Here is a 24,507-nt window from a genome sequence, read left to right on the forward strand (position 1 = left end):
AATTCTAAATCTCCTATAGTTAGTCAATGACCTTTTGCACCGCTTTGCGGTGCTTTCCTGGAAGAACAAAATGTCATATACACCGATGAGTGATCTCGGACAACAAGGGTTGTTCGACATCACTCGGACACTATTGCAGCAGCCCGATCTGGCCTCGCTGTGTGAGGCTCTTTCGCAACTGGTAAAGCGTTCTGCGCTCGCCGACAACGCGGCTATTGTGTTGTGGCAAGCGCAGACTCAACGTGCGTCTTATTACGCATCGCGTGAAAAAGACACCCCCATTAAATATGAAGACGAAACTGTTCTGGCACACGGTCCGGTACGCAGCATTTTGTCGCGCCCTGATACGCTGCATTGCAGTTACGAAGAATTTTGTGAAACCTGGCCGCAGCTGGCCGCAGGTGGGCTATACCCAAAATTTGGTCACTATTGCCTGATGCCACTGGCGGCGGAAGGGCATATTTTTGGTGGCTGTGAATTTATTCGTTATGACGATCGCCCCTGGAGCGAAAAAGAGTTCAATCGTCTGCAAACATTTACGCAGATCGTTTCTGTCGTCACCGAACAAATCCAGAGTCGCGTCGTCAATAATGTTGACTATGAGTTGTTATGCCGGGAGCGCGATAACTTCCGCATCCTGGTTGCCATTACCAACGCGGTGCTTTCCCGCCTGGATATGGACGAACTGGTCAGCGAAGTCGCCAAAGAAATCCATTACTACTTCGACATTGACGATATCAGCATCGTCTTACGCAGCCACCGTAAAAACAAACTCAACATCTACTCCACTCACTATCTTGATAAACAACATCCCGCCCACGAACAGAGCGAAGTCGATGAAGCCGGAACCCTCACCGAACGCGTGTTCAAAAGCAAAGAGATGCTGCTGATTAACCTCCACGAGCGGGACGATTTAGCCCCCTATGAACGCATGTTGTTCGACACCTGGGGCAACCAGATTCAAACCTTGTGCCTGTTACCGCTGATGTCTGGCGACACCATGCTGGGCGTGCTGAAACTGGCGCAATGCGAAGAGAAAGTATTTACCACTACCAATCTGAGCTTACTGCGCCAGATTGCCGAACGTGTGGCAATCGCTGTCGATAACGCCCTCGCCTATCAGGAAATTCATCGTCTGAAAGAACGGCTGGTTGATGAAAACCTCGCCCTGACCGAGCAGCTCAACAATGTTGATAGTGAATTTGGCGAGATTATTGGCCGCAGCGAAGCCATGTACAGCGTACTTAAACAAGTTGAAATGGTGGCGCAAAGTGACAGTACCGTGCTGATCCTCGGTGAAACTGGCACGGGTAAAGAGCTGATTGCCCGTGCTATCCATAATCTCAGTGGGCGTAATAATCGCCGCATGGTCAAAATGAACTGCGCGGCAATGCCTGCCGGATTGCTGGAGAGCGATCTGTTTGGTCATGAGCGTGGGGCTTTTACCGGTGCCAGCGCCCAGCGTATCGGTCGTTTTGAACTGGCGGATAAAAGCTCCCTGTTCCTCGACGAAGTGGGCGATATGCCACTGGAGTTACAGCCGAAGTTGCTGCGTGTATTACAGGAACAGGAGTTTGAACGTCTCGGCAGCAACAAAATCATTCAGACGGACGTGCGTCTAATCGCCGCAACTAACCGCGATCTGAAAAAAATGGTCGCCGACCGTGAGTTCCGTAGCGATCTCTATTACCGCCTGAATGTATTCCCGATCCACCTGCCGCCACTACGCGAGCGTCCGGAAGATATTCCGCTGCTGGCGAAAGCCTTTACCTTCAAAATTGCCCGTCGTCTGGGGCGCAATATCGACAGCATTCCTGCCGAGACGCTGCGCACCTTGAGCAACATGGAGTGGCCGGGTAACGTACGCGAACTGGAAAATGTCATTGAGCGCGCGGTATTGCTAACACGCGGCAACGTGCTGCAGCTGTCATTGCCTGATATTGCTTTACCGGAGCCTGAAACGCCGCCTGCCGCAACGGTTGTCGCCCAGGAGGGCGAAGATGAATATCAGTTGATTGTTCGCGTGCTGAAAGAAACCAACGGCGTGGTTGCCGGGCCTAAAGGCGCTGCGCAACGTCTGGGGCTGAAACGCACGACCCTGCTGTCACGGATGAAGCGGCTTGGAATTGATAAATCGGCATTGATTTAACAGATGTGGTTATACTCGATCAACATTCAATGAAAGGAGGCAGTATGGCAGTTTCAGCAAGAAATCAATTAACCGGAACAGTTAGCGCAGTAGCAATGGGCGCTGTGAATGATGAAGTAGAACTGACGCTGGCAGGTGGTGCAAAACTGGTGGCAATTGTGACTCACAGCAGCCAGCAGGCTCTTGGTCTGGCAAAAGGGAAAGAAGCGATTGCCCTGATTAAAGCCCCGTGGGTCACGCTGGCAACGGAAGACTGTGGACTGAAATTCTCTGCTCGCAACCAGTTTGCTGGCAGCGTGTCGACAATCACCGAAGGCGCAGTGAACGCCACTGTCCATATCATAACGGATGCGGGTTTTGAAATTGTGGCAGTGGTAACAAATGAAAGTCAGGATGAAATGAAACTCACCACTGGCTCGCGCGTTATTGCATTGATCAAAGCATCAGCCATCCTGATTGCCACCAAAGCGTAAACGCCTTATTTGCCGGAGAGTATGGCTCTCCGGCAGATTTATTTCTTTGGACGATATTTTTCTGGCAACTCCGGCACCGGACGCTTGTCATCGATGAGATGACGCACGGTTAAGATCGGATGACGCCACAGCATTCTCGGCCCGGCCCAACGCATAATCTGTTTCATCTCTTCACGCTTTGCAGGCTGGTAACAGTGCACCGGACACTGCTTACAGGCTGGTTTCTCTTCGCCGAACACACATTTATCCAGCCGCTTTTGCGCGTAGGCAAACAGCGCGTCGTAATGCTCCGGCTCCGCTGACGCCTGCGGGCATTTCGCTTGATAAAGATCGATCATTTTTTTAATCGTCAGTTTTTCACGAGAGATACGCTTGCCGGACATGCTGCCTCCACCTCATTAAGATGCATTTATATTACAACTTAATCTTAAAGGGCACTATGACTCTAAAGAAGAAGGGTTCGCCAACTGATACAATTTTGCGTACTTGCTTCATAAGCATCACGCAAAAGCTGCAAAACAGCATCTTTCCCGGAATCACCATCAAGAACTCGCCGTTCGCTTCTTCCCCTGAAATGATTAACTCCGGTATCATGTGCGCCTTATGTGATTACAACGAAAATAAAAACCATCACACCTCATTTAATATCAGGGAACCGGACATAACCCCATGAGTGCAATAGAAAATTTCGATGCCCATACGCCCATGATGCAGCAATATCTCAAGCTGAAAGCCCAGCATCCCGAGATCCTGCTGTTTTACCGGATGGGTGATTTTTATGAACTGTTTTATGACGACGCAAAACGCGCGTCGCAACTGCTGGATATTTCACTGACCAAACGCGGTGCTTCGGCGGGAGAGCCGATCCCGATGGCGGGGATCCCCTACCATGCGGTGGAAAACTACCTCGCCAAACTGGTGAATCAGGGCGAGTCCGTTGCCATCTGCGAACAAATTGGCGATCCGGCGACCAGCAAAGGTCCGGTTGAGCGCAAAGTTGTGCGTATCGTTACGCCAGGCACCATCAGCGATGAAGCCCTGTTGCAGGAGCGTCAGGACAACCTGCTGGCGGCTATCTGGCAGGACAGCAAAGGTTTCGGCTACGCGACGCTGGATATCAGTTCCGGGCGTTTTCGCCTGAGCGAACCGGCTGACCGCGAAACGATGGCGGCAGAGCTGCAACGCACTAATCCGGCAGAGCTGTTGTATGCAGAAAATTTCGCCGAGATGTCGCTGATTGAAGGTCGTCGCGGACTGCGCCGTCGCCCGCTATGGGAGTTTGAAATCGACACCGCGCGCCAGCAGTTGAATCTGCAATTTGGCACCCGCGATCTGGTCGGTTTTGGCGTCGAGAACGCGCCGCGCGGACTTTGTGCTGCCGGTTGTCTGTTGCAGTATGCGAAAGATACCCAACGTACGACTCTGCCGCATATTCGTTCCATCACCATGGAACGTGAGCAGGACAGCATCATTATGGATGCCGCGACGCGTCGTAATCTGGAAATCACCCAGAACCTGGCGGGTGGTGCGGAAAATACGCTGGCTTCTGTGCTCGACTGCACCGTCACGCCGATGGGCAGCCGTATGCTGAAACGCTGGCTGCATATGCCAGTGCGCGATACCCGCGTCTTGCTTGAGCGCCAGCAAACTATTGGCGCATTGCAGGATTTCACCGCCGAGCTGCAGCCGGTACTGCGTCAGGTCGGCGACCTGGAACGTATTCTGGCGCGTCTGGCTTTACGAACTGCTCGCCCACGCGATCTGGCCCGTATGCGTCACGCTTTCCAGCAACTGCCGGAGCTGCGTGCGCTATTAGAAAATGTCGATAGCGCTCCGGTACAGGCGCTGCGTGAAAAAATGGGCGAGTTTGCCGAGCTGCGCGATCTGCTGGAGCGAGCAATCATCGACACACCGCCAGTGCTGGTACGCGACGGTGGTGTTATCGCACCGGGCTATAACGAAGAGCTGGATGAGTGGCGCGCGCTGGCTGACGGCGCGACCGATTATCTGGAGCGTCTGGAAGTCCGCGAGCGTGAACGTACTGGCCTGGACACCCTGAAAGTCGGCTTTAACGCGGTTCATGGTTATTACATTCAGATCAGCCGTGGACAAAGCCATCTGGCACCCATCAATTACATGCGTCGCCAGACGCTGAAAAACGCCGAGCGCTACATTATTCCAGAGCTAAAAGAGTACGAAGACAAAGTTCTCACTTCAAAAGGCAAAGCACTGGCACTGGAAAAACAGCTTTATGAAGAGTTGTTCGACCTGCTGTTGCCGCATCTGGAAGCGTTGCAACAGAGCGCGAGCGCGCTGGCGGAACTCGACGTGCTGGTGAACCTGGCAGAACGGGCCTATACGCTGAACTACACCTGCCCGACCTTTATTGATAAACCGGGTATTCGCATCACCGAAGGCCGCCATCCGGTGGTTGAACAGGTGCTGAATGAGCCGTTTATCGCCAACCCGCTGAACCTGTCGCCGCAGCGTCGCATGTTGATCATTACCGGTCCGAATATGGGCGGTAAAAGTACCTATATGCGCCAGACCGCACTGATTGCGCTGATGGCCTACATCGGCAGCTATGTACCGGCACAAAAAGTCGAGATTGGACCTATCGATCGCATCTTTACCCGCGTAGGGGCAGCGGATGATCTGGCATCCGGGCGTTCAACCTTTATGGTGGAAATGACCGAAACCGCCAATATTTTACATAACGCCACCGAGTACAGTCTGGTGCTGATGGATGAGATTGGGCGCGGGACGTCCACTTACGATGGTCTGTCGCTGGCGTGGGCGTGCGCGGAAAATCTGGCGAATAAGATTAAAGCGTTGACACTGTTTGCCACCCACTATTTCGAGCTGACCCAGTTACCGGAGAAAATGGAAGGCGTCGCCAACGTGCATCTCGATGCGCTGGAGCACGGCGACACCATTGCCTTTATGCACAGCGTGCAGGATGGCGCGGCGAGCAAAAGCTACGGCCTGGCGGTTGCAGCTCTGGCAGGCGTGCCAAAAGAGGTTATTAAGCGCGCACGGCAAAAACTGCGTGAGCTGGAAAGCATTTCGCCGAACGCCGCCGCTACGCAAGTGGATGGTACGCAAATGTCTTTGCTGTCAGTGCCAGAAGAAACGTCGCCTGCGGTCAAGGCACTGGAAAACCTCGACCCGGATTCACTGACTCCGCGTCAGGCGCTGGAGTGGATTTATCGCTTGAAGAGTCTGGTGTAATAACAATTCCCGATAGTCTTTTGCTATCGGGAATATTAACGACAACTGACGAATCAAATAAAAACACCCTGTATAATAGGAAATCTTATTTTACAGGGTAAAACCATGCCATCTACACGCTATCAAAAAATTAATGCCCATCACTATCGTTATATATGGGCCGTTGGTGATATTCATGGTGACTATCAATTATTACAATCCCGCTTACATCAACTCTCTTTTTGCCATGAAACCGACTTACTTATTTCTGTCGGCGATAATATTGATCGTGGGCCGGAGAGTCTTAACGTACTACGCCTGTTAAACCAGCCCTGGTTTACATCGGTTAAAGGCAACCATGAAGCGATGGCGCTTGATGCATTCGAAACTGGCGATGGAAATATGTGGCTTGCCAGCGGCGGCGACTGGTTCTTTGAATTAAATGAGACGGAACAACAAGAAGCAATAAATCTGTTGCTGAAATTTCATCGCCTTCCACATATTATTGAAATCACTAACGACATAATAAAATATGTCATCGCACATGCAGATTATCCGGGGAATGAATATCTCTTTGGCAAAGAAATAGCGGAGAGAGAACTACTCTGGCCTGTTGATCGTGTGCAGAAATCGCTTAATGGCGAGTTACAACAAATAAACGGCGCTGATTATTTTATATTTGGACATATGATGTTTGATAACATTCAGACGTTCGCAAACCAGATTTATATTGATACCGGATCGCCGAAAAGCGGGCGGCTGTCATTTTATAAAATAAAGTAGTCTCATGCTTCTTCTGTGAAGCATGAGTAACCCGGTGTTATTGCAGGCCATTATTCATTTTTCGCTACCAGCAAAGAGAGATCCTGCTTCGCCAGCGCGCGACTGGCACTCTCCGGCAAACCGTCGTCTGTAATAATCTGATCAAACTCGCTTAATGGTAACGCCAGCCATGTCGCCACCTGACCATATTTCGTCGCATCACAGACCAAAACTCGCTGGCGGCTGGCACTGGCAATCGCCCGTTTCACCGTGACTTTATCTTCCGCTGGCGTAGAAATCCCCCGCACACTCCATGACGATGCAGAAATAAAAGCCTGATCAATCATCAGGCTGCGCAGCATGGTCGCAGCGGCTTCCCCGACACAGGAACGGTTTTCCCGACACACTGCACCGCCAGTGTGAATAATTGTGCAATTACTGTTGTCGAGCAAGTAGTCCGCAATAACGAAATCGTTTGTGACCACAGTCAGTGACTCCATGTGAATCAGATGCTGTGCTATCGCTAGCGTGGTCGTTCCCGCATCCAGATAGATACAACTTCCCGGCTGAACAAGACTTGCCGCCAGCTTGCCAATAGCCGCTTTTTGCGTCATTGCCAGCGCAGTTTTTACCTGATGAGAAGGTTCATGCGCCACGCGTCCCGGAGACTGGACGCCTCCGGACACCAGCACAACGGCTCCCTGCTGCTCCAGTTTTTGTAAATCCCGACGAATGGTCATATGTGACACATTCATTCTGTCCGTTAGTTCAGCAATACTGACAATGCCTTTTTCAGCTACCATCTCAAGGATGATTTGGCGACGCTCTACGGGTATCAACTTTTGCTCCTTCCTTTGTCCTGCTGACATTCTACGCTATTTGCCTGCGAAACGTGCGCGGCGCAACTAACGCTTAGTTCACATAAAATAACACACAATGTTAATTTTTGTGAATCAGCTCACCATATCGTTATCTTTCAGCGCTTATATTCACAATATCAAACAAAATATCACTTAAATTAACAAGGAGAGCAGATGAAAACGGGATCTGAGTTTCATGTCGGTATCGTTGGCTTAGGGTCAATGGGAATGGGAGCAGCACTGTCATGTGTCCGCGCAGGTCTTTCTACCTGGGGCGCAGACCTGAACAGCAATGCCTGCGCTACGTTGAAAGAGGCAGGTGCTTGCGGGGTTTCTGATAACGCCGCGACGTTTGCCGAAAAACTGGACGCTCTGCTGGTGCTGGTGGTCAATGCGGCCCAGGTTAAACAGGTGCTGTTTGGTGAAACAGGCGTTGCACAACATCTGAAACCCGGTACGGCAGTAATGGTTTCTTCCACTATCGCTAGTGCTGATGCGCAAGAAATTGCTACCGCTCTGGCTGGATTCGATCTGGAAATGCTGGATGCGCCAGTTTCTGGTGGTGCAGTAAAAGCCGCTAACGGTGAAATGACTGTCATGGCCTCCGGTAGCGATATTGCCTTTGAACGACTGGCACCCGTGCTGGAAGCCGTTGCCGGAAAAGTTTATCGCATAGGTGCAGAACCGGGACTAGGTTCGACCGTAAAAATTATTCACCAGTTGTTAGCGGGCGTACATATTGCTGCCGGAGCCGAAGCGATGGCACTTGCAGCCCGTGCGGGGATCCCGCTGGATGTGATGTATGACGTCGTGACCAATGCCGCCGGAAATTCCTGGATGTTCGAAAACCGGATGCGTCATGTGGTGGATGGCGATTACACCCCGCATTCAGCCGTCGATATTTTTGTTAAGGATCTTGGTCTGGTTGCCGATACAGCCAAAGCCCTGCACTTCCCGCTGCCATTGGCCTCAACAGCATTGAATATGTTCACCAGCGCCAGTAACGCGGGTTACGGGAAAGAAGACGATAGCGCAGTTATCAAGATTTTCTCTGGCATCACTCTACCGGGAGCGAAATCATGATCAAGATTGGCGTTATCGCCGATGATTTTACCGGCGCGACGGATATCGCCAGTTTTCTGGTGGAAAACGGTCTACCAACGGTACAAATTAACGGTGTTCCAACAGGTAAAATGCCGGAAGCAATCGACGCACTGGTGATCAGCCTGAAAACGCGTTCCTGTCCGGTGGTTGAAGCCACACAGCAATCGCTGGCGGCTCTGAGCTGGTTGCAACAGCAAGGTTGCAAACAGATCTATTTCAAATACTGCTCTACTTTCGACAGTACGGCGAAAGGTAATATCGGCCCGGTTACCGATGCATTAATGGATGCTCTCGACACGCCGTTTACGGTCTTCTCTCCGGCCCTGCCGGTCAACGGACGTACGGTTTATCAGGGGTATTTGTTCGTAATGAATCAACTGCTGGCCGAATCTGGGATGCGCCATCACCCGGTAAATCCCATGACCGACAGCTATCTTCCCCGTCTGGTTGAAGCGCAATCCACAGGGCGCTGCGGCGTCGTTTCGGCACATGTTTTCGAACAAGGTGTGGATGCCGTTCGTCAAGAGCTGGCTCGCTTACAGCAAGAGGGCTACCGCTACGCGGTGCTTGATGCGCTGACCGAACACCATCTGGAAATTCAGGGAGAAGCCTTGCGCGATGCCCCACTGGTAACGGGCGGTTCTGGTCTGGCGATTGGCCTTGCCCGGCAGTGGGCGCAAGAAAACGGTAACCAGGCTCGCAAAGCAGGGCATCCGCTCGCTGGGCGCGGCGTAGTGCTCTCCGGTTCATGCTCTCAAATGACCAACCGCCAGGTAGCACATTACCGTCAAATTGCACCAGCCCGTGAAGTTGATGTGGCACGCTGCCTCTCAATTGAAACTCTGGCCGCTTATGCACACGAACTGGCAGAGTGGGTTCTGGGCCAGGAAAGTGTACTTGCTCCACTGGTTTTTGCCACCGCCAGCACTGACGCATTGGCAGCAATTCAACAGCAATACGGTGCACAAAAAGCCAGTCAGGCAGTAGAAACACTGTTTTCTCAACTAGCGACGCGGTTAGCCGCGGAAGGCGTGACACGCTTTATTGTCGCAGGCGGTGAGACCTCCGGCGTAGTCACACAGAGCCTGGGAATAAAAGGGTTTCATATTGGCCCAACCATTTCCCCCGGCGTGCCGTGGGTAAACGCACTGGATAAGCCTGTCTCACTCGCCCTTAAATCTGGCAACTTCGGTGATGAAGCCTTTTTTTCACGAGCCCAAAGAGAGTTTTTATCATGAGCGATTTCGCAAAAGTAGAGCAGTCTTTGCGAGAGGAGATGACGCGGATTGCCAGTTCATTCTTTCAGCGCGGCTATGCAACCGGTTCGGCTGGCAATCTGTCGCTGCTTTTACCTGACGGGAATTTACTGGCGACACCGACAGGTTCATGCCTGGGCAATCTCGATCCGCAGCGGCTTTCCAAAGTCGCCGCGGATGGCGAATGGTTAAGTGGTGACAAACCCTCGAAAGAGGTGCTCTTTCATCTGGCGCTGTATCGCAACAATCCGCGCTGTAAAGCGGTGGTGCATTTGCACAGCACATGGTCGACGGCGCTTTCCTGCCTGCAAGGGCTGGACAGCAGCAACGTTATTCGTCCGTTCACACCATACGTGGTGATGCGGATGGGAAATATCCCGCTGGTGCCTTATTACCGACCGGGCGATAAACGCATCGCACAGGATCTGGCGGAACTGGCAGCAGACAATCAGGCTTTTTTACTGGCAAATCATGGCCCAGTGGTTTGCGGTGAAAGCCTGCAAGAAGCCGCCAACAATATGGAAGAGCTGGAGGAAACGGCAAAGCTGATTTTTATTCTCGGTGACCGCCCGATCCGTTATCTGACCGCAGGTGAAATTGCGGAATTAAGGAGTTAATGCAATGCCTCGTTTTGCAGCTAATTTATCCATGATGTTCACCGAAGTGCCTTTTATTGAACGCTTCGCCGCAGCGCGAAAAGCCGGGTTCGATGCTGTGGAATTTCTGTTTCCCTATAACTACTCCACCCTGCAAATCCAAAAGCAACTGGAGCAAAACCATCTGACACTGGCGCTGTTCAATACCGCTCCCGGAGATATTAATGCGGGGGAATGGGGATTATCCGCCCTTCCCGGACGTGAGCACGAAGCACACGCAGACATCGACCTGGCACTGGAATATGCATTGGCGCTCAATTGTGAACAAGTCCATGTGATGGCAGGCGTCGTGCCCGCTGGCGAAGATGCTGAACGGTACAGGGCAGTATTTATCGATAATATCCGCTACGCTGCCGACCGCTTTGCACCACACGGCAAGCGAATATTAGTTGAAGCACTCAGCCCCGGCGTTAAGCCTCATTATCTCTTCTCCAGCCAGTATCAGGCACTGGCTATTGTTGAAGAAGTTGCGCGAGATAACGTGTTTATTCAACTAGATACTTTTCATGCGCAAAAAGTAGATGGCAACCTGACGCATTTAATCCGCGACTACGCCGGGAAATATGCGCACGTACAAATTGCCGGACTACCTGATCGACATGAACCGGACGATGGAGAAATCAACTATCCGTGGCTGTTCCGCCTGTTCGATGAGGTGGGATATCAGGGCTGGATCGGTTGTGAATATAAACCTCGTGGCCTCACCGAAGAAGGGCTTGGCTGGTTTGACGCCTGGCGCTAATTCGTTAAATCCCTAATTACAACGTACCCATACATCCCCCCATCTACGGATGGGGTAGGTTAACTATAACTTTCAGACAGGGTTTCCCATGTCCACAATTACATTGTTATGCATTGCGTTAACTGGCGTAATCATGCTGTTGCTGCTGGTCATCAAGGCAAAGGTACAACCATTCGTTGCTCTGCTCCTCGTCAGCCTGTTAGTCGCACTTGCGGCGGGTATACCAGCGGGCGAAGTGGGTAAAGTGATGATCGCCGGGATGGGCGGTGTGCTTGGTTCCGTCACTATTATTATTGGTCTGGGCGCTATGCTGGGGCGTATGATCGAACACTCTGGTGGTGCAGAGTCACTGGCTAATTATTTCAGTCGCAAGTTAGGTGACAAACGAACTATCGCTGCGCTGACTCTGGCAGCGTTCTTCCTCGGTATTCCCGTCTTCTTTGATGTCGGCTTTATTATTCTTGCGCCAATCATTTACGGTTTTGCCAAGGTTGCCAAAATATCGCCACTCAAATTTGGCCTGCCTGTCGCTGGAATCATGCTAACTGTTCATGTGGCGGTACCGCCGCATCCAGGCCCTGTCGCCGCAGCGGGGTTACTCCACGCAGACATCGGCTGGCTAACCATCATCGGTATTGCGATTTCTATTCCAGCAGGGATTGTTGGCTACTTTGCAGCGAAAATAATCAATAAGCGCCAATATGCGATGTCGGTGGAAGTACTGGAACAGATGCAACTGGCTCCGGCCAGTGAGGAAGGCGCGACAAAATTAAGCGATAAAATAAATCCACCGGGCGTCGCGCTGGTCACCTCGCTAATTGTTATTCCTATCGCGATTATCATGGCGGGTACGGTTTCCGCAACACTGATGCCGCCTTCGCATCCCCTGCTTGGTACGCTACAGCTGATCGGCTCACCAATGGTAGCTCTAATGATTGCGCTGGTGCTGGCATTCTGGTTATTGGCTTTACGTCGCGGCTGGAGCTTACAACACACCAGCGACATTATGGGCTCAGCCCTTCCCACTGCGGCGGTAGTGATTTTGGTTACTGGTGCTGGAGGGGTATTTGGCAAAGTGCTGGTGGAATCGGGCGTCGGCAAAGCCCTTGCCAACATGCTACAAATGATTGACCTGCCTCTGTTACCAGCCGCATTTATTATTTCACTGGCGCTGCGTGCATCGCAGGGGTCAGCAACCGTAGCAATCCTGACAACCGGCGGGTTACTCTCAGAAGCGGTGATGGGATTGAATCCGATTCAGTGCGTATTGGTGACGCTGGCAGCCTGCTTTGGTGGGCTTGGCGCGTCACATATTAATGACTCAGGGTTCTGGATTGTGACCAAATATCTGGGGTTGTCGGTAGCAGACGGTCTGAAAACCTGGACAGTGTTAACGACCATTCTCGGTTTTACCGGATTCTTAATTACCTGGTGCGTATGGGCGGTAATTTGACCTTAATAAAAAGGTCCGATGGGCATCGGACCTTTTATTTAGCGCTTACCTTCCGCCAGCAGCGGCGGGATGCTCGGCACCATCGGCGCGTCATCAATATCTTTCTGCGTCATGCGGAACGCTTCGGGATAATGTTCGCGGCTGGTGCGGCGTAGCGGTTCGGTATCGCGCCAGGTATAGAGGCAATGCTGGCACTGATAGATCGTCCAGACATCTTTTACCGGCGATTTCGCCATCACTTCAATCTGTTCATCAGCACAACGTGGACAAATCATCTTGTTCTCCTTATTTACGTGCGGCCAGCATAGCGGTCAGTTTTTCAGCCCAGGCTTTGGTTTCCGGTAAATCCACCACCGGCTGGCTGTAGTGACCACGGTTGTCCGGGGCGACAGGCGTGGTGGCGTCGATAATCAGCTTGTCGGTGATACCGGCCGGGCTTGAGCCGGGGTCGAGTTCCAGCACGGACATATTCGGCAACTGCACCAAATCCCCTGCCGGGTTCACTTTCGAAGAGAGCGCCCACATCACCTGCGGCAGGTTGAACGGATCAACGTCTTCATCGACCATAATCACCATCTTCACGTAGCCCAGACCGTGTGGCGTGGTCATCGCACGCAGGCCCACCGCGCGGGCAAAGCCACCGTAGCGTTTTTTGGTGGAGATAATCGCCAGCAGGCCGTGGGTGTACATGGCGTTCACCGCCTGCACTTCCGGGAACTCGGCTTTCAGTTGCTGATACAGCGGCACGCAGGTGGCTGGCCCCATCAGGTAGTCGATTTCTGTCCACGGCATGCCGAGGTACAGCGATTCGAAAATCGGCCTGGTGCGGTAAGAGACTTTATCGATACGCACCACGGTCATGTTACGCCCGCCGGAGTAGTGCCCGGTAAACTCACCGAACGGCCCTTCGATTTCGCGTTTACGGCTTTCGATGACCCCTTCGAGGATCACCTCCGAGCCCCACGGCACATCAAAACCGGTCAATGGCGCGGTGGCGATCGGATACGGGCTTTCGCGCAGCGCGCCTGCCATTTCATACTCAGACTGATCGTATTTCAGCGGCGTGGCCCCCATCAGGGTGATGATCGGATCGTTACCGAGCGTGATTGCAATCGGCAGATCTTCACCGCGCTCTTCTGCTTTATGCAGATGCAGGGCGATATCGTGCATCGGCACCGGTTGCAGGCCGAGCTTACGCTTGCCCTTCACTTCCATGCGGTAGATGCCGACGTTCTGCTTGCCGAAGTTATCCGGATCAAGCGGATCGCGGGAAACCACGCACGCTTTGTCGAGATAGAAACCGCCATCGCCATCGTTTAAACGAAACAGCGGCAGGATATCGAACAGGTTGATCTCGTCGCCATCGACGGTGTTCTGCGCCCAGGCTGGATTGGCGCGGCGCTCCGGGGCAATCGGGAAGTTATCCCAGCGGCGGATAAACTCATCAATCTGCTTTTTGACCGGGGTGTTTGGCGGCAGGCCGAGGGAAATCGCGTGGTTCTGCCAGGAACCGATGGTATTCATCGCCACACGGGCATCGGTAAAGCCGCGAATATTATCAAACCACAGCGCGGGCGCGCCGTCGCCGATACGCCCGGTGGCGTTAGCTGCTGCTGCCAGATCCGGTTCCGCGTTCACCTCTTCGCTGATTTTCAGTAACTGTCCGTGGTCATCAAGCGCCTGTAAAAAGCTGCGTAAATCATCAAATGCCATTATTCATTCTCCTGAGAAAAATTCCGGACCTGCGGCAATCCTTGCCAGCGCCTGGCGTGGGGATGTTCGAGGCCAAATTGATCCAGCACGCGGGCTACCACGTGGTGGACAATGTCATCTACCGTTTCGGGATGGTTATAAAAGGCAGGCATCGGCGGCACCATCGCCACGCCCATGCGTGAAAGTGCGAGCATATTTTCGAGATGGATGGTGCTAAGCGGCATTTCACGCGGCACCAGCACTAGTTTGCGGCCTTCTTTGAGCACGACGTCCGCCGCGCGCCCTACCAGGCCATCGGCGTAACCGGCACGGATACCGGCGAGCGTTTTCATACTGCACGGAATAACGATCATGCCGTCGGTACGAAAGGAACCTGAGGAGATGGTCGCCGCCTGATCCGCCGGGTTATGACTGAAGTCTGCGAGGGCAGCAACATCGCGAGCGCTGTAAGGCGTTTCCAGTTCAATGGTGGTTTTCGCCCACTTCGACATCACCAGATGAGTCTCGACATTCGGCATCTCCCGCAGCGCTTGCAGTAATGCCACCCCAAGAGGCGCACCGGTAGCCCCTGTCATCCCGACGATCAGTCTCATTGTTTATTCTCTTAATTGTTCGTATACGAACGTTATTATTAAAATACGCCTCTGTTTTCATCGCGGCAAGCACTGAAAAGTAACAACATCTTCTTCGTCACTGAAAAACCGCTATGATAGCCACAGATAGTTTGCCCGGAGTTTACATGGCGTTACGAAATAAAGCGTTCCATCAGTTACGACAGCTTTTTCAGCAGCACACGGCTCGCTGGCAGCACGAGTTACCTGACCTCACCAAACCACAGTACGCGGTGATGCGCGCCATTGCTGATAAGCCTGGTATCGAACAGGTGGCACTGATGGAAGCAGCAGTCAGCACCAAAGCAACGCTGGCAGAAATGCTGGCAAGAATGGAAAATCGTGGCTTAGTCAGACGAGAACATGACACCGCTGATAAGCGGCGACGCTTTGTCTGGCTGACTGCCGAAGGAGAAAAGGTACTTGCTGCGGCGATACCGATTGGTGACAGCGTGGATGAGGAATTTTTGGGGCGTTTGAGTGCAGAAGAGCAGGAGCTGTTTATGCAGCTGGTGCGCAAGATGATGAACGCATAGGGGGCAAATTTCCGGATGCGACGCTATCGCGTCTTATCCAGACTACAAATACACCGACTCACCAACCGAAAGAAAAAAGGCCAGCCTCGCTTGAGACTGGCCTTTCTGACAGATGCTTACTTACTCGCGGAACAGCGCTTCGATATTCAGCCCCTGCGTTTGCAGGATTTCGCGCAAACGGCGCAGGCCTTCAACCTGAATCTGGCGAACACGTTCACGGGTGAGGCCAATTTCACGACCTACATCTTCCAGTGTTGCCGCTTCGTACCCCAGCAAACCGAATCGACGTGCCAGTACTTCACGCTGTTTGGCGTTCAGCTCGAACAGCCATTTGACGATGCTCTGCTTCATATCGTCATCTTGCGTGGTATCTTCCGGACCGTTCTCTTTTTCATCGGCCAGGATGTCCAGCAACGCTTTTTCGGAATCACCACCTAGCGGGGTGTCTACCGAGGTAATGCGCTCGTTAAGACGAAGCATACGGCTGACGTCATCAACTGGCTTATCCAGTTGCTCTGCGATCTCTTCCGCACTTGGTTCGTGGTCCAGTTTATGGGACAACTCGCGTGCGGTTCGCAGGTAAACGTTCAGCTCCTTTACGATGTGAATCGGCAAACGAATAGTACGGGTTTGGTTCATAATCGCCCGTTCGATCGTCTGGCGAATCCACCAGGTTGCGTATGTTGAGAAGCGGAAACCACGTTCCGGGTCAAACTTCTCTACCGCGCGGATCAGCCCCAGGTTGCCCTCTTCGATCAGGTCCAGCAACGCCAGACCACGATTGCCATAACGGCGGGCAATTTTTACCACCAGACGCAAGTTACTCTCGATCATCCGGCGGCGGGAGGCAACATCTCCACGCAGTGCGCGACGCGCAAAATAAACTTCTTCTTCGGCCGTTAACAGTGGTGAATAACCAATCTCACCAAGGTAAAGCTGAGTCGCGTCCAACACACGCTGTGTGGCTCCCTGCGATAACAGTTCCTCTTCGGCCAAATCGTTATCACTGGGTTCCTCTTCTACTAAGGCCTTTTCGTCAAAAACCTCAACTCCGTTCTCATCAAATTCCGCATCTTCATTTAAATCATGAACTTTCAGCGTATTCTGACTCATAAGGTGGCTCCTACCCGTGATCCCTTGACGGAACATTCAAGCAAAAGCCTGGTTCCGCCGATTTATCGCTGCGGCAAATAACGCAGCGGGTTTACGGATTTCCCCTTGTAACGAATTTCAAAATGCAAGCGTGTTGAACTGGTTCCGGTGCTACCCATGGTTGCTATTTTTTGCCCCGCCTTCACTTCTTGTTGTTCCCGGACCAGCATTGTGTCGTTATGGGCGTAGGCACTCAGGTAATCATCATTATGTTTGATGATAATCAGATTACCGTAGCCGCGCAGCGCGTTACCGGCATAAACAACGCGGCCATCTGCGGTCGCGATAATTGCCTGTCCTTTGCTGCCTGCGATATCAATCCCCTTGTTGCCCCCCTCAGAAGCGCCAAAGGTTTCGATCACTTTGCCCTCAGTCGGCCAGCGCCAGGTGGAGATAGGCGTACTGGTTGATGTACTGCTGACAGTCGGCTCGGTTGTGCTTGCTGTTGGCACCGTTACAGGCGCTGTGACCGTGGTCGCAGTTGGCTTGTTGTTCGGCAACATTTTGTTAGCACTCTGTTCACCCGAAGACTCAGAATACGTAATTGTCGGTTGCGACGCAACAGCAACGGTGGAATTTTGTGCAGGCTTGATCACAACTCCTTGCTCTGCTGCGTCGGCCTGGGTAATGGCATTTCCGCCAGTGATTGGCGTACCGGAAGCATTACCCACCTGCAAGGTCTGACCAACGTTCAGCGCGTATGGTGCCTGAATATTGTTGCGCTGAGCAAGGTCACGGAAATCGTTGCCAGTAATCCAGGCGATATAGAAAAGTGTGTCGCCTTTTTTCACGGTATAGGTACTGCCGCTATAACTGCCTTTCGGAATGTTCCCATACTGACGGTTATAGACGATGCGTCCGTTTTCCATCTGTACCGGCTGCTGAGCTACTGGCTGCACCGGCTGGATTTGCGGTTGTTGAGTGGCCTGAATTTGTGGCTGCTGTACCGGCTGAATTTGCGGTTGCTGAGCTGTAGACGTCGTTCCCATTTTCGGCGGCGGCGTAATCAACATACCAGAATTGGTATTTGCAGGCGCATTGCCATTAACGGAGCTGACCGGTGCCGGTGGATTTGAAGTGTCAGAACAGCCTGCCAGCCATAGCGAAACCAGTGACAAAGCCGCAATGCGGCGAACGGTGAATTTTGGGCTTCCCGCGCTCATTTATCCCCCAGGAAAAATTGGTTAATAACCAGTGACATAATTACCGTGCAAGGCACCATACTGAACACTGGAAAAGATGTTCACGATACGCTGACCTGCGGCAAAATAACCAGGAAAAATCCAGGTATTTCCTCACGTTTTAAGCCAGCTCACCCTTCACTAAAGGGACAAAGCGCACGGCCTCCACGGTATCGATAATAAATTCGCCTCCCCGACGACGCACCCGTTTCAAATACTGGTGCTCCTCCCCTACGGGTAAGACGAGAATCCCGCCTTCGTCCAGCTGCGTCATTAGCGCAGTTGGAATTTCCGGCGGTGCCGCCGTAACAATGATAGCGTCAAACGGCGCACGTGCCTGCCAACCTTGCCATCCATCGCCATGACGGGTTGAAACATTATGTAAATCAAGATTTTTCAGGCGGCGACGCGCCTGCCACTGCAAGCCTTTAATCCGTTCGACCGAGCAAACATGCTGGACAAGATGCGCCAGGATTGCCGTTTGATATCCCGAACCGGTGCCAATTTCCAGCACCCGCGACTGCGGCGTCAGCTCGAGTAATTCGGTCATTCGCGCCACCATATACGGCTGCGAAATTGTCTGCCCCTGACCTATCGGCAAGGCGATATTGTCCCAGGCTTTTTGTTCAAACGCTTCATCAACGAATTTTTCACGCGGCACGGCGGCAAGTGCATTCAGCACCTGCTCATCCTGAATACCTTGCGCACGTAATTGATCCAGAAGTGCTTGTACGCGTCTGCTTACCATTGCGTGCCAACTCCCACGCTGTTTAACCAGTCTGAAACCACATCTTGCGCGCTATGCGCAGTTAAATCCACATGCAGCGGCGTGATGGAGACATAGCCCTCATCTACCGCAGCAAAATCGGTCCCCGGACCGGCATCACATTTACCGCCCGGCGGGCCAATCCAGTACAGCGTATTGCCGCGCGGATCTTGCTGCGGGATCACCTGATCTGCCGGATGTCGTGTACCGCAGCGCGTCACGCGAATACCTTTGATTTGATCCAAGGGTAAATCCGGAACGTTAATATTAAGAATACGTCCGGTGCGCAGCGGCTCTTTACACAGTGCGCGCAAAATTGAACAGGTTACCGCCGCGGCAGTGTCGTAATGTTTATGCCCGTCAAGCGAGACGGCAAGCGCCGGAAAACCTAAATGACGGCCTTCCATCGCGGCGGCTACCGTACCGGAATAAATAACATCATCCCCCAGATTCGGCCCGGCGTTAATTCCGGACACAACAATGTCCGGGCGCGGACGCATCAGAGCATTCACGCCAAGATAGACGCAATCGGTCGGGGTTCCCATTTGCACAGCAATATCACCATTTTCAAAGGTAAACGTGCGCAGGGAGGATTCCAGTGTCAGAGAATTTGAAGCGCCGCTGCGGTTACGATCTGGGGCGACCACCTGAACGTCAGCAAACTCACGCAAGGCTTTCGCCAGCGTTTGTATACCGGGTGCATGTACCCCGTCATCATTACTCAGCAATATGCGCATAATCACCTGTTGTGTTGATAAGTTCCCTGACAACGCTGGTTGCAAAACTACCCGCCGGAAGCCAGAAACGGATTTCTACGGTGACGTCATCCCACCAGTTCCAGCTTAATTGTTGCGGATACAGCAGCATCGCTCTGCGCGCTGCTTCAACTTTTTCGCGCACCAGTAAGGCTTGTAATTCAGTTTCTTCGGCGATAGCTGCTTGTTCGAATGCCAGCGCTTCACGCTGAGTTCCCCATTCACCACTGCCCGGCAATGCGGCGGTTATCATCAGCTCTTTATCGTTGACGCGACGCTGTAATTCCGCCAGTTCTTCGGTGGTTGCAACAAACCAGCTACCACGTCCGGCTAATTGTAGCGCATCGCCGTCAACAACTTGATTAACGTCTGCTTTTTTGAGGCGCTCAGCAACAATCTGATTAAACAACGCACTGCGGGCGGCCGACAACCAAAAACTCCGTTTATTGCGATCGCGCACCGGAGTATTGGTTTGCGCCCAGCGCAGCGCGCCCTGCAAGTTGCTACCGCCAATCCCAAAACGTTGGGCACCAAAATAGTTAGGCACGCCTTTTACGCAAATATCGATCAGACGTTGTTCAACGTCATCGCGATTGCTCACTTCGCGCAGAACCAGGGTAAAGGCGTTACCTTTCAGCGCGCCTAAACGCAGCTTGCGCTTGTGCCGCGCATACTCCAGCACCTGGCAGCCTTCCAGTTGAAAGGCGCTCAGATCGGGCATTTCCTTGCCCGGCACGCGAGCGCATAACCACTGTTCCGTAACAGCATGTTTGTCTTTTTGCCCAGCGAAGCTGACTTCACGGGCATGAATTTTAAGGAATTTTGCCAGTGCATCCGCCACAAAACGGGTATTGCAGCCGTTTTTGAGGATTCTAACCAGAATATGCTCACCTTCACCATCAGGCTCAAAGCCCAAATCTTCCACCACCACAAAGTCTTCCGGATTGGCTTTCAGCAGCCCGGTGCCTTGCGGTTTACCGTGGAGGTAAGTGAGATTATCAAACTCAATCATTTTGTTGCCTTAATGAGTAGCGCCACCGCTTCACAGGCAATCCCTTCCCCACGTCCGGTAAATCCAAGTTTTTCCGTAGTAGTGGCTTTCACGTTAACATCATCCATATGGCAGCCGAGATCTTCGGCAATAAACACGCGCATTTGTGGAATGTGCGGCAACATCTTCGGTGCCTGAGCGATGATAGTGACATCGACGTTGCCAAGGGTATAACCCTTCGCCTGAATACGACGCCAGGCTTCGCGTAGCAGCTCGCGGCTATCGGCACCTTTAAATGCCGGATCGGTATCCGGGAACAGTTTGCCGATATCCCCCAGCGCCGCCGCGCCAAGCAATGCATCGGTCAACGCATGGAGCGCCACGTCGCCATCAGAATGCGCCAGCAATCCTTTTTCGTAAGGAATGCGTACGCCACCAATGATAATTGGGCCTTCACCGCCAAAGGCGTGTACGTCAAAACCGTGTCCAATTCGCATTATGTATTCTCCTGATGGATGGTTCGGGTGAGGTAAAACTCGGCCAGTGCCAAATCTTCCGGTCGCGTGACTTTAATGTTATCCGCGCGGCCTTCGACCAACTGCGGATGGAATCCGCAATATTCCAGCGCCGAGGCTTCGTCGGTAATGGTAGCGCCTTCATTTAGAGCGCGCGTCAGGCAGTCATGTAACAGCTCGCGAGGGAAAAATTGCGGCGTCAGCGCGTGCCATAAGCCGTTGCGATCAACGGTATGAGCAATGGCATTTTTGCCCGGTTCGGCACGTTTCATCGTATCGCGCACTGGTGCGGCGAGGATCCCCCCCGTGCGGCTGGTTTCGCTCAACGCCAACAATCGCGCGAGGTCATCCTGATGCAGACAAGGACGAGCGGCGTCATGCACCAATACCCACTGCGCGTCGCCAGCGGCTTTCAGACCTGCCAGCACCGAATCGGCACGCTCATCACCGCCATCTACAACGGTGATTTGCGGATGATTCGCCAGAGGAAGTTGTGCAAAACGGCTATCGCCAGGACTTATGGCAATGACGACACGTTTCACCCGGGGATGCGCCAGCAGCGCATGCACCGAGTGTTCAAGAATGGTTTGATTACCGATTGAGAGATATTGCTTAGGACATTCCGTTTGCATTCGACGGCCAAATCCGGCCGCCGGAACCACGGCGCAAACATCCAAATGAGTGGTTGCCATGTTAATTCCCGGGCTGATTTATCGATTGTTTTGCCCCGCAGACTGTGCGCGCTTCGACGCGTCAGGCACCAGACGATAAAAAGTTTCGCCCGGCCTGGTCATGCTGAGTTCATTACGCGCACGCTCTTCGAGCGCCTCCTGGCCGCCATTGAGATCGTCAATTTCGGCAAAAAGTTGATCGTTTCGCGCTTTAAGTTTCGCGTTTGTAGCTTGCTGTGCCGCCACATCATCATTGACGCGGGTATAGTCATGTATACCGTTCTTACCGAACCACAGCGAATACTGTAGCCAGACCAGAATAGCCAGCAACAGCAGCGTTAGTTTACCCATCCTGCCCCCTGAAAAACGGCATCATCATCCCATGCATCCGAAGACGACTCTACATCCTCTGTTGGGGATACCGCGACAACGCGGGCAAATGTACCACATTTGTCCATTGTTACGTATACCCAGGGCGTGCAGAACATAATCTCATTATTAGTTACGGTTTGAATTATGAACAGAGGAGACAAGAAAGTACAAATTAGCCCAGTAGCCACATAAACAGTGCGCCAAACATAATGCCTACTGTCATCAGGGTGAAAACAATACTGTAGCGTAGCTTTCCGTCCATCAATGAATGCAGCGCAATCCCCACCACTACCGCGACGGGCATCAGCGCCAGAAAGAAAGGCCAGGTGTAGATAAAGAAGAACAGCGTGTTAGAGCCATAAATCAACATCGGCATCGCCAGCGCAAATAACCAGGAGATAAAACCGACCACGGCACCAGGCAGTGACCATGTGGTTTCTTCATCCTCAGTAAGGCTGTCGTTATTTGTTAGTGTAATGTTATGGCTATTACGCATATTTGATCCTGTTACTTTGACGAACCGGGCATGGAAACCCGGTGGTGTCTCAGGATCTGATAATATCGTTCTGTCTCAACAGATCTAATAATTGCTGTACCAAATTTGTTACTAATTGTTCACCATTGAGATGAATTTCTGCCGATTCAGGCGCTTCGTAAACAGAATCTATTCCCGTAAAGTTACGCAGTTCACCGGCACGCGCTTTCTTATATAAGCCTTTTGGATCGCGGGCTTCGCAAATCGCCAGCGGTGTATCGACAAACACTTCGATAAAGCGCCCTTCTCCTACGCGTTCGCGAACCATCTGGCGTTCGGCGCGGTGTGGCGAGATGAATGCGGTCAGCACCACCAGTCCGGCTTCAACCATCAAATTCGCCACTTCACCGACGCGACGGATATTCTCTTTACGATCGGCATCGCTAAAACCGAGATCGCTGCATAATCCGTGGCGAACATTGTCGCCATCCAGCAGATACGTACTGACGCCGAGTTTATGTAACGCCTCCTCCAGCGCCCCGGCGACCGTTGATTTACCGGACCCGGAGAGGCCGGTAAACCACAGCACTACACCACGATGACCGTGGTGTAGCTCGCGTTGTTGCACAGTGACCGGATGGCTATGCCAGACGACGTTTTCGTCATGCAGCGCCATTATTTATCCCCCAGCAAATCGCGCGCGCCCCAGTGCGGAAAGTGGCGACGAACCAGGGCATTCAATTCCAGTTCGAATGCACTGAATTCAGATGGCGCAGCAGTTGCCTGGCTAACTGGCTCGTGCACCATACCGGCACCCACGGTCACATTGCTCAGGCGATCGATAAAAATCAGCCCACCGGTAACCGGGTTTTGCTGATAACGATCTAACACCAGTGGCTCGTCAAAAGTGAGATCCACCAGGCCGATGCCGTTCAGCGGCAGGTTTTCAACTTCGCGTTGGGTAAGGTTATTAATATCAACCTGATAACGAATGCCATCAACACGAGCACGCGTCTTCTTACCGGCAATTTTGATGTCGTAACTCTGGCCTGGGGAAAGCGGCTGTTCCGCCATCCATACCACATCCACCGACGCGCTCTGCACAGCCGGTAACGCTTCGTCTGCCGCCAGCAGCAGATCGCCACGGCTGATGTCGATCTCATCCGTTAGCACCAGGGTGATCGCTTCTTCGGCAAAGGCTTCTTCGCGATCGCCATCAAAAGTCACGATCCGCGCGACGTTTGATTCCACACCAGAGGGCAGCACTTTGACACGTTGCCCGACTTCCACTCGACCGGATGCCAGCGTTCCGGCGTAGCCACGAAAATCGAGATTCGGGCGATTAACGTACTGCACCGGGAAGCGCATTGGCTGGGCATCCACCACTCGCTGGATCTCCACGGTTTCCAGCACTTCGAGCAGTGTCGGACCGCTGTACCACGGCATACTTTCACTTTGCGAAGCCACGTTGTCGCCTTCCAGTGCAGAGAGCGGCACAAAGCGGATATCCAGATTACCCGGCAGCTGCCCGGCAAACGTCAGATAATCTTCGCGAATACGGGTGAACGTCTCTTCACTGTAACCCACCAGATCCATTTTGTTGATCGCCACGACCAGATGTTTGATCCCCAACAGTGTGGAGATAAAACTGTGACGACGGGTTTGATCGAGCACGCCTTTACGGGCGTCGATCAGTAAGATCGCCAGTTCGCATGTCGATGCGCCGGTCGCCATATTGCGGGTGTACTGCTCGTGCCCAGGGGTGTCGGCGATAATAAATTTGCGCTTCTCGGTAGAGAAATAACGGTAAGCCACGTCAATGGTGATGCCCTGTTCGCGCTCAGCTTGCAGGCCGTCCACCAGCAGTGCCAGATCCAGTTTTTCGCCCTGGGTGCCGTGACGTTTACTGTCGTTATGCAGCGATGAGAGCTGATCTTCGTAGATTTGGCGGGTATCGTGCAGCAGGCGACCAATCAGGGTACTTTTGCCGTCATCGACGCTACCACAGGTCAGAAAACGCAGCAGGCTTTTATGTTGTTGCGCAATCATCCAGGCTTCGACGCCGCCTTCATTGGCGATTTGTTGTGCTAGTGCGGTGTTCATC

The 24,507-nt window shown here is 52.7% G+C and carries 27 protein-coding genes; 10 read left to right on the top strand and 17 right to left on the bottom strand.

Going from position 1 to position 24,507, the window contains the following annotated elements; all coding sequences use genetic code 11:
- The first annotated feature begins 70 nt into the window (after window positions 1–70).
- Together flhA and ACJHXB_RS00540 are read left to right on the top strand one after the other, a co-directional pair.
- Window positions 71–2,149 carry a formate hydrogenlyase transcriptional activator FlhA gene (gene flhA / locus ACJHXB_RS00535; protein ID WP_001469272.1) on the top strand — a complete coding sequence of 693 codons (2,079 nt, stop codon included), beginning with the start codon at window positions 71–73 and terminating at the stop codon, window positions 2,147–2,149.
- A 44-nt stretch (window positions 2,150–2,193) separates the two neighbouring features.
- Window positions 2,194–2,622, top strand: coding sequence for a molybdopterin-binding protein (locus ACJHXB_RS00540; protein WP_001469273.1), 429 nt, complete (start codon window positions 2,194–2,196; stop codon window positions 2,620–2,622).
- A 38-nt stretch (window positions 2,623–2,660) separates the two neighbouring features.
- On the opposite strand, the gene ACJHXB_RS00545 is transcribed toward ACJHXB_RS00540, so the two are convergent.
- Complete coding sequence (locus tag ACJHXB_RS00545; protein ID WP_000015479.1) at window positions 2,661–3,005, bottom strand: nitrous oxide-stimulated promoter family protein; 345 nt, start codon at window positions 3,003–3,005, stop codon at window positions 2,661–2,663.
- Between the two features lie 31 nt (window positions 3,006–3,036).
- Window positions 3,037–3,216, bottom strand: coding sequence for a hypothetical protein (locus ACJHXB_RS00550; protein WP_000611940.1), 180 nt, complete (start codon window positions 3,214–3,216; stop codon window positions 3,037–3,039).
- Window positions 3,217–3,291: 75 nt separating this feature from the next.
- On the opposite strand from ACJHXB_RS00550, the gene mutS reads away from it, so the two are divergent.
- Both mutS and pphB read left to right on the top strand, forming a co-directional pair.
- The gene (gene mutS, locus ACJHXB_RS00555) at window positions 3,292–5,853 is read left to right on the top strand and encodes a DNA mismatch repair protein MutS (protein WP_410233449.1); all 2,562 of its coding nucleotides are present in this window, start codon (window positions 3,292–3,294) and stop codon (window positions 5,851–5,853) included.
- A 105-nt stretch (window positions 5,854–5,958) separates the two neighbouring features.
- Window positions 5,959–6,615, top strand: a complete 657-nt coding sequence (gene pphB / locus ACJHXB_RS00560; RefSeq protein WP_410233450.1) for a protein-serine/threonine phosphatase — start codon at window positions 5,959–5,961, stop codon at window positions 6,613–6,615.
- 50 nt (window positions 6,616–6,665) lie between these two features.
- Here pphB and ygbI read toward each other — a convergent pair whose 3' ends face one another.
- Window positions 6,666–7,433 (bottom strand): DNA-binding transcriptional repressor YgbI, encoded by a 768-nt coding sequence (gene ygbI / locus ACJHXB_RS00565; protein ID WP_001295181.1) that lies wholly within the window; start codon window positions 7,431–7,433, stop codon window positions 6,666–6,668.
- A 195-nt stretch (window positions 7,434–7,628) separates the two neighbouring features.
- Here ygbI and ltnD point away from each other — a divergent pair, with 195 nt between their 5' ends.
- The 5 genes from ltnD to ACJHXB_RS00590 all read left to right on the top strand — a co-directional run bounded on the left by ltnD (window position 7,629) and on the right by ACJHXB_RS00590 (window position 12,665).
- Window positions 7,629–8,537: an L-threonate dehydrogenase gene (gene ltnD / locus ACJHXB_RS00570; protein ID WP_000847985.1), complete on the top strand. Its 909-nt coding sequence runs from the start codon at window positions 7,629–7,631 to the stop codon at window positions 8,535–8,537.
- On the top strand, window positions 8,534–9,796 hold the full coding sequence (gene otnK / locus ACJHXB_RS00575; RefSeq protein ID WP_000590400.1) for a 3-oxo-tetronate kinase: 1,263 nt from the start codon (window positions 8,534–8,536) through the stop codon (window positions 9,794–9,796). The genes ltnD and otnK overlap by 4 nt, the downstream gene beginning before the upstream one ends.
- Window positions 9,793–10,431, top strand: coding sequence for an aldolase (locus ACJHXB_RS00580; protein ID WP_001278992.1), 639 nt, complete (start codon window positions 9,793–9,795; stop codon window positions 10,429–10,431). Before otnK ends, ACJHXB_RS00580 begins: the two co-directional genes overlap by 4 nt.
- 4 nt (window positions 10,432–10,435) lie before the next feature.
- The gene (locus tag ACJHXB_RS00585; RefSeq protein WP_001136934.1) at window positions 10,436–11,212 is read left to right on the top strand and encodes an HPr family phosphocarrier protein; all 777 of its coding nucleotides are present in this window, start codon (window positions 10,436–10,438) and stop codon (window positions 11,210–11,212) included.
- Between the two features lie 88 nt (window positions 11,213–11,300).
- Window positions 11,301–12,665 carry a GntP family transporter gene (locus ACJHXB_RS00590; protein WP_000104454.1) on the top strand — a complete coding sequence of 455 codons (1,365 nt, stop codon included), beginning with the start codon at window positions 11,301–11,303 and terminating at the stop codon, window positions 12,663–12,665.
- A gap of 38 nt (window positions 12,666–12,703) precedes the next feature.
- Here ACJHXB_RS00590 and ACJHXB_RS00595 read toward each other — a convergent pair whose 3' ends face one another.
- The 3 genes from ACJHXB_RS00595 to ACJHXB_RS00605 are packed head-to-tail and all read right to left on the bottom strand — an operon-like array spanning window position 12,704 to window position 14,971.
- Window positions 12,704–12,940, bottom strand: coding sequence for a non-oxidative hydroxyarylic acid decarboxylases subunit D (locus ACJHXB_RS00595; protein ID WP_000562977.1), 237 nt, complete (start codon window positions 12,938–12,940; stop codon window positions 12,704–12,706).
- A gap of 10 nt (window positions 12,941–12,950) precedes the next feature.
- The gene (locus tag ACJHXB_RS00600; RefSeq protein ID WP_000863205.1) at window positions 12,951–14,378 is read right to left on the bottom strand and encodes a non-oxidative hydroxyarylic acid decarboxylases subunit C; all 1,428 of its coding nucleotides are present in this window, start codon (window positions 14,376–14,378) and stop codon (window positions 12,951–12,953) included.
- Complete coding sequence (locus ACJHXB_RS00605; RefSeq protein WP_001237177.1) at window positions 14,378–14,971, bottom strand: non-oxidative hydroxyarylic acid decarboxylases subunit B; 594 nt, start codon at window positions 14,969–14,971, stop codon at window positions 14,378–14,380. The genes ACJHXB_RS00600 and ACJHXB_RS00605 overlap by 1 nt, the downstream gene beginning before the upstream one ends.
- A gap of 146 nt (window positions 14,972–15,117) precedes the next feature.
- Here ACJHXB_RS00605 and ACJHXB_RS00610 point away from each other — a divergent pair, with 146 nt between their 5' ends.
- Entirely contained in the window at window positions 15,118–15,525 is a 408-nt protein-coding gene (locus ACJHXB_RS00610; protein WP_001208079.1) for a MarR family winged helix-turn-helix transcriptional regulator, read from the top strand.
- Between the two features lie 120 nt (window positions 15,526–15,645).
- On the opposite strand, the gene rpoS is transcribed toward ACJHXB_RS00610, so the two are convergent.
- From rpoS to cysN, 11 genes are all read right to left on the bottom strand, one after another.
- Window positions 15,646–16,638, bottom strand: coding sequence for an RNA polymerase sigma factor RpoS (gene rpoS, locus ACJHXB_RS00615; RefSeq protein ID WP_000081550.1), 993 nt, complete (start codon window positions 16,636–16,638; stop codon window positions 15,646–15,648).
- Window positions 16,639–16,700: 62 nt separating this feature from the next.
- Complete coding sequence (gene nlpD, locus ACJHXB_RS00620) at window positions 16,701–17,795, bottom strand: murein hydrolase activator NlpD (protein WP_306174120.1); 1,095 nt, start codon at window positions 17,793–17,795, stop codon at window positions 16,701–16,703.
- 184 nt (window positions 17,796–17,979) lie between these two features.
- Window positions 17,980–18,606 (bottom strand): protein-L-isoaspartate O-methyltransferase, encoded by a 627-nt coding sequence (gene pcm, locus ACJHXB_RS00625; protein WP_000254708.1) that lies wholly within the window; start codon window positions 18,604–18,606, stop codon window positions 17,980–17,982.
- Window positions 18,600–19,361: a 5'/3'-nucleotidase SurE gene (gene surE, locus ACJHXB_RS00630; protein WP_001295182.1), complete on the bottom strand. Its 762-nt coding sequence runs from the start codon at window positions 19,359–19,361 to the stop codon at window positions 18,600–18,602. Before surE ends, pcm begins: the two co-directional genes overlap by 7 nt.
- Window positions 19,342–20,391, bottom strand: a complete 1,050-nt coding sequence (gene truD, locus ACJHXB_RS00635; protein ID WP_000568922.1) for a tRNA pseudouridine(13) synthase TruD — start codon at window positions 20,389–20,391, stop codon at window positions 19,342–19,344. The genes surE and truD overlap by 20 nt, the downstream gene beginning before the upstream one ends.
- Window positions 20,388–20,867, bottom strand: coding sequence for a 2-C-methyl-D-erythritol 2,4-cyclodiphosphate synthase (ispF, locus tag ACJHXB_RS00640; RefSeq protein WP_001219242.1), 480 nt, complete (start codon window positions 20,865–20,867; stop codon window positions 20,388–20,390). The genes truD and ispF overlap by 4 nt, the downstream gene beginning before the upstream one ends.
- A complete protein-coding gene (ispD, locus tag ACJHXB_RS00645; protein WP_000246138.1) occupies window positions 20,867–21,577 on the bottom strand; it encodes a 2-C-methyl-D-erythritol 4-phosphate cytidylyltransferase in 711 nt (236 codons plus the stop codon). The genes ispF and ispD overlap by 1 nt, the downstream gene beginning before the upstream one ends.
- An 18-nt stretch (window positions 21,578–21,595) precedes the next feature.
- A complete protein-coding gene (ftsB, locus tag ACJHXB_RS00650; RefSeq protein ID WP_000517476.1) occupies window positions 21,596–21,907 on the bottom strand; it encodes a cell division protein FtsB in 312 nt (103 codons plus the stop codon).
- 193 nt (window positions 21,908–22,100) lie between these two features.
- Window positions 22,101–22,424, bottom strand: a complete 324-nt coding sequence (locus ACJHXB_RS00655) for a DUF3561 family protein (protein WP_001246103.1) — start codon at window positions 22,422–22,424, stop codon at window positions 22,101–22,103.
- Between the two features lie 49 nt (window positions 22,425–22,473).
- On the bottom strand, window positions 22,474–23,079 hold the full coding sequence (gene cysC / locus ACJHXB_RS00660; RefSeq protein WP_001173673.1) for an adenylyl-sulfate kinase: 606 nt from the start codon (window positions 23,077–23,079) through the stop codon (window positions 22,474–22,476).
- The gene (gene cysN, locus ACJHXB_RS00665; protein ID WP_001090390.1) at window positions 23,079–24,506 is read right to left on the bottom strand and encodes a sulfate adenylyltransferase subunit CysN; all 1,428 of its coding nucleotides are present in this window, start codon (window positions 24,504–24,506) and stop codon (window positions 23,079–23,081) included. The genes cysC and cysN overlap by 1 nt, the downstream gene beginning before the upstream one ends.
- Between the last annotated feature and the right edge of the window lies 1 nt (window position 24,507).

Origin of the sequence: Escherichia sp. WS3227_2 (assembly GCF_046486495.1) — a bacterium.
In the GTDB taxonomy this organism is placed as follows: Bacteria; Pseudomonadota; Gammaproteobacteria; order Enterobacterales; family Enterobacteriaceae; genus Escherichia; species Escherichia coli.